This window comes from Yoonia sp. (genome assembly GCF_017854415.1).
Lineage (GTDB): Bacteria > Pseudomonadota > Alphaproteobacteria > Rhodobacterales > Rhodobacteraceae > Yoonia.
Genome location: NZ_JAFMHR010000120.1, coordinates 1 through 9295, shown reverse-complemented (window position 1 = coordinate 9295; position 9295 = coordinate 1). Strand labels below are relative to the sequence as shown.

Annotated in this window: 9 protein-coding genes, 1 tRNA gene and 1 pseudogene; 9 read left to right on the top strand and 2 right to left on the bottom strand. The window is 55.1% G+C overall.

The annotated features are described in order from the left end of the window. Positions 1 to 600, top strand: a 600-nt coding sequence (locus QZ197_RS12710) for an RlmF-related methyltransferase (protein ID WP_296432386.1), incomplete at its 5' end; no start/stop codon positions are given. A gap of 319 nt (positions 601 to 919) precedes the next feature. Beyond that, positions 920 to 1750, top strand: coding sequence for a hypothetical protein (locus tag QZ197_RS12705; protein WP_296432385.1), 831 nt, complete (start codon positions 920 to 922; stop codon positions 1748 to 1750). 518 nt (positions 1751 to 2268) lie between these two features. On the opposite strand, the gene QZ197_RS12700 is transcribed toward QZ197_RS12705, so the two are convergent. Further along, positions 2269 to 2358: transfer RNA gene (locus tag QZ197_RS12700), tRNA-Ser, on the bottom strand. Positions 2359 to 2606: 248 nt separating this feature from the next. Between QZ197_RS12700 and QZ197_RS12695 the strand changes: the two genes are divergently transcribed. The 7 genes and pseudogenes from QZ197_RS12695 (at position 2607) to QZ197_RS12665 (ending at position 9137) form a co-directional block, all read left to right on the top strand. Continuing rightward, positions 2607 to 3554 carry an SPOR domain-containing protein gene (locus tag QZ197_RS12695; RefSeq protein ID WP_296432383.1) on the top strand — a complete coding sequence of 316 codons (948 nt, stop codon included), beginning with the start codon at positions 2607 to 2609 and terminating at the stop codon, positions 3552 to 3554. 69 nt (positions 3555 to 3623) lie between these two features. Beyond that, complete coding sequence (locus tag QZ197_RS12690; protein ID WP_296432388.1) at positions 3624 to 4763, top strand: D-alanyl-D-alanine carboxypeptidase family protein; 1140 nt, start codon at positions 3624 to 3626, stop codon at positions 4761 to 4763. Beyond that, a pseudogene (gene tmk, locus QZ197_RS12685) lies at positions 4760 to 5429 on the top strand (dTMP kinase). The gene QZ197_RS12690 and the pseudogene tmk overlap by 4 nt, the downstream one beginning before the upstream one ends. Next, a complete protein-coding gene (locus tag QZ197_RS12680) occupies positions 5426 to 6532 on the top strand; it encodes a DNA polymerase III subunit delta' (RefSeq protein ID WP_296432382.1) in 1107 nt (368 codons plus the stop codon). Before tmk ends, QZ197_RS12680 begins: the two are co-directional and overlap by 4 nt. A 10-nt stretch (positions 6533 to 6542) precedes the next feature. Further along, the gene (locus QZ197_RS12675) at positions 6543 to 7331 is read left to right on the top strand and encodes a TatD family hydrolase (RefSeq protein ID WP_296432381.1); all 789 of its coding nucleotides are present in this window, start codon (positions 6543 to 6545) and stop codon (positions 7329 to 7331) included. Next, positions 7328 to 8131, top strand: coding sequence for an MBL fold metallo-hydrolase (locus QZ197_RS12670; protein ID WP_296432380.1), 804 nt, complete (start codon positions 7328 to 7330; stop codon positions 8129 to 8131). The genes QZ197_RS12675 and QZ197_RS12670 overlap by 4 nt, the downstream gene beginning before the upstream one ends. Positions 8132 to 8207: 76 nt before the next feature. Then, positions 8208 to 9137: an AEC family transporter gene (locus QZ197_RS12665; RefSeq protein WP_296432378.1), complete on the top strand. Its 930-nt coding sequence runs from the start codon at positions 8208 to 8210 to the stop codon at positions 9135 to 9137. On the opposite strand, the gene QZ197_RS12660 is transcribed toward QZ197_RS12665, so the two are convergent. After that, a partial coding sequence (locus tag QZ197_RS12660; RefSeq protein ID WP_296432387.1) for a DUF1330 domain-containing protein occupies positions 9134 to 9295 on the bottom strand: 162 nt, incomplete at its 5' end. The two genes, QZ197_RS12665 and QZ197_RS12660, sit on opposite strands and share 4 nt — an antisense overlap.

The following is a 9295-nucleotide window of genomic DNA, read 5'->3' as shown; positions in this document are numbered from 1 at the left end:
CTAGACATCGGCACTGGTGCGAGCTTGGTCTATCCACTTGTTGGCCAAAGCGAATATGGCTGGCACTTCACTGGCACTGATATCGACGCTGGCGCACTCAAATCGGCACAGCAAATATGTGATCTCAACAACTTGAACATCGCCCTTAGACGGCAAGAAAAACCCGAGAATGTCTTTCGCGGTGTGATCCAGTCTAACGATGTTTTTCACGTCACAATGTGTAACCCGCCGTTTCATGCTTCTAAGGAACAAGCGAACAAAGGAACACAACGGAAGTGGGCGAACCTTGGCAAAGGGCAATCAAAACAGTTGAACTTTGGCGGGCAAAGTACTGAGCTTTGGTGCCCAGGTGGGGAGATAAAATTCATCGCCAGCATGGTTGAACAGAGCGTGGCGTTCGCCGATCAATGCCTTTGGTTCACTTCGTTGGTGTCAAAAAAGGATAACCTGCAACCCCTCCACCGCATTTTAACAAACGCCAATGTCACTGATTATAAAGTCGTCGAAATGGCACAGGGGCAGAAAACCAGTCGTTTTATTGCTTGGACGTTCATGAAGAAAAAGCAACGCTCTTTGTTTGTATACGTAGCTCGGACATAAGGGTGCCTTGCCCATGTTCTTCCGTGCAAACACCGACTGCTTCGGAGATTCTGCAAGCAGCATCATGGGTCAAAATGGTTGTCCGGTTTGGGCCGCTAGTCGTTCTTGCCAGGCTGTTTAGCGCGCAATGTCACTGCTGATAGATCCATTGCGGAATCGTCATCCCTGATAATACCAACTTGTGTACCCTCGCGGATCTGAACGGCAAAGGCGTGCAAGACGCGCGCGACGTTCTTGCCAGCGCGCCGGCTTTCGACCAAGTAGAACAATGTAAGACAGCGGCTTTGGTCCGTCCTAATTTCTCAGCAGAGAGTGCGCGATGTTTGCCTCGGTAGAAATCTTCAACCTCGAGAATGGCGAAAGCCATGTCGTCCTGGAAACCGATACCCATGTCGAGGCACCGAACTGGACGTCCGATGGCAAGGCGCTGATCCTTAACGGCGACGGGCGTCTTTACAGACTTGAACTAGATGCGCCAGCTTTGCAGCTTATCGATACCGGAGACCTGAAACGGCTTAACAACGATCACGGGATTTCACCCGACGGGCAAACCATTGTCGTCTCGGATTCACCACGGCGTGGCACGTCACTGATATACACTCTGCCGGTCGAAGGTGGCACGCCCAAACGAGTCACTGAGAATGCACCAAGTTGGTGGCACGGCTGGTCGCCCGACGGCGCGGTACTGGCCTATACCTGCGTCCGTAACAAACAGTTCGGCATCGCCGTCTGCCCCGTCAAAGGTGGCAAGGAAACCGTGTTGATAAGTGGCCCGCATCACTATGACGGTCCGGACTACACGCCCGATGGCGCGTGGATCTGGTTCAACTCTGACCGCGGCGGTTGCATGGATCTTTGGCGCATGCGTGCAGATGGCAGTAACCCGGAACAAATGACCCAAGGCGAAAGTGTCGACTGGTTCCCTCATCCATCACCCGATGGCAAACACGTGTGCTATCTCGCTTATCCGGCGGAGACCACTGGCCACCCCTTCGGCCGAGATGTCGAGTTGCGCCTGATCCAGTCTGCGGGCGGCACGCCGCGTACTCTTCTGGGCCTGTTCGGTGGTCAGGGGACGATCAACGTGCCTTCATGGGCACCCGATAGCCGCTCTTTCGCTTTTGTTCGTTACTTTGCTCGTAGGAGCTAGGGACTTAACGAGCATGACGCACATCTTCAAGTACGCGTAGGATCCGCTAACGTGAAACATCAGCATTCGGCACATCGAACGGACGGTTGATCGCAACCATCTCCGCGCCATCAAGGCCAAAATTTGTGCGCAGCAGTGCGTCACGTTTGTTTTTTGATCATTGATCGTGACGCGGACGATCCAGCGACGTGCGCCGAAGGGGTCAACAACTAGGTAAAACCTGTTGTCGTCGCAGTGTCGTCCAGTGCCAAGGTTCTCGACCAGTTTCTTAGTAAGCTTGCTAGATAGCGCAGCCGTCTACTTGGTCGCCTGTTTTGGCAAATATTTTGTAAGTAGGAATGTGTTCAATCAACTTGATAAGCGCTGAATCATATTCTTTGCAGATTGTAACACTCAAAGAAACAATACAGGGGCATTTAAAAGGAAATTAGTGCGGAGATAGAATGCGCATTAATCCAATAAAATAAAGAGAAAAGGCCGCCGAAGGCGACCCAGTCAAATTCAATAAAACGGTAATGTGGCGGAGGAACAGGGATTCGAACCCTGGGTAGACTTTCACCTACGTCGGTTTTCAAGACCGGTGCATTCGACCACTCTGCCACTCCTCCGACCTGGCTCTCTTAGCCTGTCGTTTCTGATTCGAAAAGCACGTTCACGCTTTGGGGATATCCGCCGACAAAATTCGCTTGAGCCTTCCAATATGTGCCATCGCTCGCTATCTTTGCTACAAGGCGCCGATATTGACGTTTTTGGGGCATTGCGCGCCCAAGAATGGCTGGGCAAGTCGGCGTAAAAATAATAGCCATGAATGGCGGGTTGCCCTTAAAAATAGGGCGCAACGAAGGGGCAGAAGATTATGAGTAAACTGTACATTGTGGTGGCTGCGCGTCGGCTAACCTTTGTTGGTGCCGCAGCACTGGTACTGGTGGCCTGTGATGAGAACGGCTCATTTGCAGTTCCGGCAGCACCACAGGGCACCGCCTCCGCGGCGCCGGTGATTGCAAATGCCCCAAATCAAGAACTCACCCAGCGCGATGTAGAGCGTCCCGATATCTTTGAGGTCACCGATCGCGGTCTTTGGGACGGGCGTCCATCATTGGGCGGTGTCTGGGTTGCGCACCCCGATGTGCAGGACCCAGAACGCGTCATCATCCGCAACGCGGCGAATGGTTCCGAGATTACCGGCGCATTGTTCCGTCGTGAACGTGAAAACCCCGGGCCTTTGTTGCAGATTTCGTCTGATGCAGCGGATGCTTTGGGTGTCCTTGCTGGTGCGCCAACGGAATTAAGTGTTGTTGCCGTGCGCCGTGAAGAGGTCGAAGTTGTCGCGCCCGTTGTGCAAGTTAATCCCGTTGTCGACAGTTTGAGCGCCCCGGTGAGTGTCGCGGAAGCAGTGCTAGAACCCGTTGAGGCAACATTAGAACCGGTTGCTGTGACATTGCCGGCAGCGGTCGAGGCCGCAACAGCAGTTGTTGAACAAACCGCACTCGCCGCGTCCGGTGCTGCCGTTGAGGTCGCCGAAGCAAGCGAGGATGCTATTGATGTTTCAGCGATACTAAGCCCGGTCACGCCACCTGCAAATGGTCCGCGCGCGCAGATCGGCGTCTTTAGCGTCGAGGCGAATGCAAATCTTGCTGTTTCCCAAATCAACGGAGCAGGCATCGCGGCGCAAGTGCTGCCAGAGACAATGGGCGGGCGCACCGTTTGGCGTGTGGTTGCTGGCCCAATGGTGGATGAAAGTGGCATCTCGCAGCTTAAAGCGTTGGGGTTTGTGGACGCCTTTGTTGTCACCGATACAGAATAATGACTTGCCGAATGAAGGATATGCTTGATGTGCTTTAGAACGTTGCGCCGCTTTGGTTTGGCTGCCTGTATGATCATTGCGCCTGCATTTGCGCATGCTTTCGATACGGATGCACGGGCGGCTTATATTTTCGATCAGACGACAGGCACTGTTCTGTTGGACAAGAACGCGCAAGAACCGCTGCCACCTGCATCGATGTCGAAGCTTATGACGATCTACATGGCATTCGAGGCTGTCGCAGATGGTCGTCTAGCCATAGACGAATTGTTGCCGGTTTCGTCCCACGCCGCTAGCTATGGCGGTTCTTCGATGTTTTTGGACACAACTGACAATGTCTCCGTCGAGGATTTGTTGCGCGGTGTTATCGTCGTGTCAGGCAATGACGCCAGCGTTGTCTTGGCCGAAGCTTTGTCGCCAGATGGGTCAGAGGCAGGTTTTGCGCGTCTTATGACCGAACGTGCGCGCCAGTTGGGCATGATGAATTCGACCTTTGTAAACGCGAGCGGTTGGCCTGTGATTGGGCACCGCATGTCGATGGAAGACCTTGGCATTCTGACCAATCGCCTGATCACTGATTTTCCGACATTCTATCCGTTGTTTGCCGAAACAGAATTTCCTTTTGACGGGCGTGTTCCTTCGAATTCAAGCAATCGCAACCCTGTCTTAACTTTGGGACTGGGGGCTGATGGCCTGAAAACCGGTCATACAGAAGAAGCAGGCTACGGCCTTGTTGGTTCTGCCACGCAAGGTGATCGCCGCATCATTTGGGTGATTACAGGACTTGATAGCCGCGAGGCACGGCGCGAAGAATCCGTCAAAATTATCAACTGGGCATTTCGCCAGTTCGCGCAAACACAAGTCGCGACAGCAGGGTCCCGTATTGCAAGTGCCGATGTCTGGATGGGCGATGCGCCCATGGTTGGTCTGACTGTCGCAGAGGACTTGTCGTTGTTGGTCCCTGTTCTGAACCAAGAAGATGTGATCGCTGAAGTTGTCTATAATGGGCCAATCGAGGCCCCGATTGCAGCAGGCCAGCAACTTGGAGAACTCGTCATTAAGCTTGACGATCTGCCCGAAAAACGCATTCCGCTGATTGCCGAAAACGATGTGGCACGGGGCGGTTTTGCAACCCGCATTCGTACTGCGGGGCTTGTGCTGTGGCAGAAATTCGGACCTGCAATTGGGGCTGAAGCGCCGGAAGACGCATGAGCGCGCCGCGCTTTATTACCTTTGAAGGGATCGACGGGTCTGGCAAATCAACCCAGTCGCGCCGCTTTGCCGAACGTTTACAAGGGCAGGGGGCGGATGTCGCCCTGACCCGTGAACCGGGTGGCAGTCCGGGCGCCGAAGAAATCCGTCAGCTTGTTCTGACAGGCGATCCCGATCGATGGTCGCCTGAAACCGAAATTCTGCTATTTACGGCCGCGCGTCGCGACCACTTGGAAAAAACCATCGCGCCCGCATTGGCTGCAGGCAAGACTGTGATTTCCGACCGTTTTGCTGATAGCACCCGCGTCTATCAAGGTGCCACCCGTGGTGATCTGCGCAGCATGGTGGACAGCCTGCATGCGTTAATGATTGGGCGCGAACCTGACCTGACATTCATTATCGACATGGACCCTGCCACAGCGCTCGCGCGTGGGTTGGCGCGCAAGTCAGGCGAGGACCGGTTCGAGGACTTCGGTCTGGGCTTTCAAGAAACACTGGGCGCGCAAGTCAGGCGAGGACCGGTTCGAGGACTTCGGTCTGGGCTTTCAAGAGACGCTGCGCCATGGCTTTCTGGCTTTGGCCCATGCCAATCCGGACCGTTGTGTCTTGATTGACGGCAACCGCACTGCTGACCAGATCGCCACCGAAATCGCGGCCTACGCATGAGTGATGACGACATCCCAGAACCGGACCGGATTACAGGCGCGCCACATCCGCGTGAAACCCGAAATCTGTTCGGGCAAGCCAAAGCGGAGGCCGATTTTCTGGAAGCCTTTACCGCTGGTCGTATGCATTCTGGCTGGCTGATCACTGGACCACGCGGTGTTGGCAAAGCAACCCTAGCTTGGAAAATCGCAACGTTCTTGTTGGCCGACGAAGGCGTTGGTTTGTTTGGCGACCCAAGTCTGACAGTTGATCCAGACCACCCCGACGCACGATTGATTGCGGCTGGCGCGCATCCACGGCTATCCCTGATCCGCCGCCCTTGGGACGACAAAACCAAGAAACTGAAGTCCGAAATCACAGTCGACGCGGTCCGGAACCTCAAGAAGTTCTTTCATATGTCGGCAGCTGATGGTGGCCGTCGGGTCGTCATCGTGGATGCCGCGGATGAGTTGAACCGCAATGCGGCGAACGCAATCCTGAAAGAGCTCGAAGAACCCCCTGCGGATGCGACCATGCTTTTGATCGCGCATCAACCATCACGCCTATTGCCGACGATCCGGTCACGGTGTCGTGAACTGCGGTGCAGCCGTTTGGACGCAGACGATTTGCAACAGGCCCTGACCCAAGCAGGGCATCCTTCGGATCAATCACAAAGCCTCGCGACACTCGCAGGCGGCTCCGCCGGTGACGCTATCCGGTTGTTGAACCACGATGGATTGCCGCTCTATGCCGAACTGGTCAGGACGTTAGATGGCTTGCCAAACATCGACCGACCGTCCGCTTTACGGATTGCCGATGCTTGCGCGGGGCGGGGCGCTGACGTGCGTTTTGGCCTGACGCTTGATTTGATAGATTTGTTTTTGTCACGTGCTGCCAGGGCAGGGCTGATGGGCGAACCCACGGCCCAAGGTGCGCCGAACGAGGCACGCTTGTTGGCCCGCATTTCGCCTGACGACCGCGCTGCGCGTCGCTGGGCGCAATTACAACAAGATTTGACCGAAAGGTCGCGCCACGGGCGTGCAGTGAACCTTGACCCTGCAGCCTTGATCCTTGATATGATTTTTAAAATAGAAGAAACGGCGCGCGCAACTGTCGCTGCCTGAAAGTTGCAAGATGACCCAAGCTACAATCGTCGATAGCCATTGCCACCTAGATTTCGCGGACTTCGACACAGAGCGCGATGATGTGATCGCGCGGGCAATCGCGGCTGGCGTCACAAGGATGGTCACGATCTGCACGAAGTTGCGGCTAGAACCGCAAGTGCGGGCAATTGCAGACAAATATCCGTCCGTTTACTATGCGGCAGGCAGTCACCCGATGAGCGTTGCGGATGAACCGCTCGCGACGGCTGACGAATTGATCGCTATGTCAAAGCACCCGAAATTCGTAGGTATTGGCGAAACGGGCCTCGACTATCACTACACCGCTGAAAGCGCCGATCTTCAAAAACAGTCGCTGCGGGTCCATATCGCGGCAGCACGCGAAACCAAGCTTCCGCTGATAATTCACGCGCGCGCTGCGGATGATGACATGACGCAAATCCTGCGCGAAGAATTCTCGAACGGGGCTTACACGTGTGTGATGCATTGTTTTTCCAGCAGTGCCGCGTTGGGCCAAGCCGCGCTTGATCTGGGCTTTTACCTTTCCATGTCCGGGATCGCAGCTTTTCCCAAAAGCCAGGAACTGCGCGATATTTTCGCCAGCGCACCCGCAGACCGTATCCTTGTCGAAACCGACAGCCCCTATCTTGCTCCACCCCCCTTTCGGGGCAGACGCAATGAACCAGCCTATACAGCCCACACGGCAAAGGTCGGAGCAGAGGTCTTTGGACTTAGCTACGAGGACTTCGCCAAACAAACGACAGACAACTTCGACCGCTTGTTCTGGAAGGCCAAACCATGAGCGACACACTCAGCTTTCGTATCCTTGGATGCGGATCATCTGGTGGCGTGCCGCGGTTGGGCGGTCAATGGGGGGCCTGTGATCCGGCCAACCCTAAAAACATGCGACTACGTTGTTCGCTTTTGATCACACGGCAAAGCGGTGACAAGATCACCCGCGTTTTGATCGACACGACCCCGGATATGCGCAGTCAATTGCTTGCAGCCGAGGTCGGCACGCTGGATGCGGTGGTCTATACGCACGGCCATGCGGATCACGTACACGGCATTGATGACCTGCGGATGATCGTCTTTAACATGCGTCAGCGCTTGCAAGTATGGGCCGATGGCGACACCAGCAACGACCTGCTGGGGCGCTTTGGATACGCTTTTGTGCAACCCAAGGGCTCTGCCTATCCGCCGATTTGTGAATTGAACGCTATTGATGGTGATATCACGGTCAGCGGCGCAGGTGGCGATATCACGCTGACACCGTTTGAAGTGGAACATGGGCGCATCGATGCTTTGGGCTTTCGGATTGGTGATGTGGCCTATCTGCCCGACGTTTCGACGATCCCTGACGCGGCATGGGAAACGTTGCAAAACCTCGACACGTGGATCGTTGATGCACTGCGCCGCGAGCCACACCCGACCCATTCTCATCTTGCCAATACACTGGAATGGATCGCACGCGTGTCCCCCCGCCAAGCGATCTTGACCAATATGCACAACGACCTCGATTACGCGACGGTTGCCGCTGAAACACCTGACCACATTCACCCCGCCTATGACGGCATGACCGTGACTGTCACACTCCCCTGATATTCTTCCGAGCCTAAATATCCCCGCCGGAGGCATCAAAGTCGCGGCAACGCCGCCTACGTCAAGGACCCGATAAATGGCCGCTCTCATCGACGTCATCCTGCCTGTCTTTTTGGTAATCGGCTTTGGCTATCTGGCTGTATGGAAAGGGTATTTCAGCGACGCAGGTGTCGATGGGTTGATGAAATTTACCCAGAATTTCGCCATTCCCTGTTTGCTGTTTCGTGCAATTTCGACGCTGGACTTGGGGCAGAACTTTGACTTGGCCCTGTTAGTTAGCTTTTACGCTGGCGCGTTGACGGGGTTCACCGCAGGCCTGCTGGGCGCGCGGTACATCTTTGGTCGCGACTGGGAAGACAGCGTTGCCATAGGTTTTTGCTGTCTGTTCTCAAATTCGTTGCTGCTGGGTCTGCCGATCACAGAGCGTGCCTATGGGCTTTCCGCGCTTGAAGCCAACTATGCGATTATCGCGATCCATTCGCCATTTTGCTATGCCGTCGGGATCACAGCGATGGAGATTGCACGCAATCGCGGCGCATCAGTGGTGGCATTGCCGGGCAAGGTGCTTAGGGCGATGTTCAATAATGCGTTGATCCTTGGCATCACCTTGGGTTTCATCGTCAACCTGGGCGGTATTCCTATGCCTGCGGTTTTGACCGACGCAATTGATTTGATGGTCCAAGCGGCTTTGCCGGCGGCATTGTTCGGCCTTGGCGGTGTGCTGTATCGCTACCGCCCAGAAGGCGACATGCGCACAATCATGTTTGTGGTGGCAATTTCGCTGGTTCTTCATCCTATGGTCGTTTGGGGCGTGGCCAAATCCAATGACCTTTCGGATGCAGCCTTGCGGTCAGCCATTATGACGGCGGCGATGGCGCCGGGGATCAATACCTATGTGTTTGCCAATATGTACGGCAAGGCAAAGCGGGTTGCGGCCTCGTCTGTTTTGATGGGCACGGGGCTGTCGATCTTTACGGTTTGGATCTGGCTGGCAGCGCTGCCTTAAACGCCTTCGACCAAAACTATCATGCTGGTGGCATTGTCGCGCCTGATTTGAGCAACCTCTTGATATTCCGGATCATTATAGAGCGCCTTGGCGCTCGCGTAGTCCGGGAATTCAAAAATGACATGACGGCTGAACGGCTCGCCTTCGACCTCTTGGGA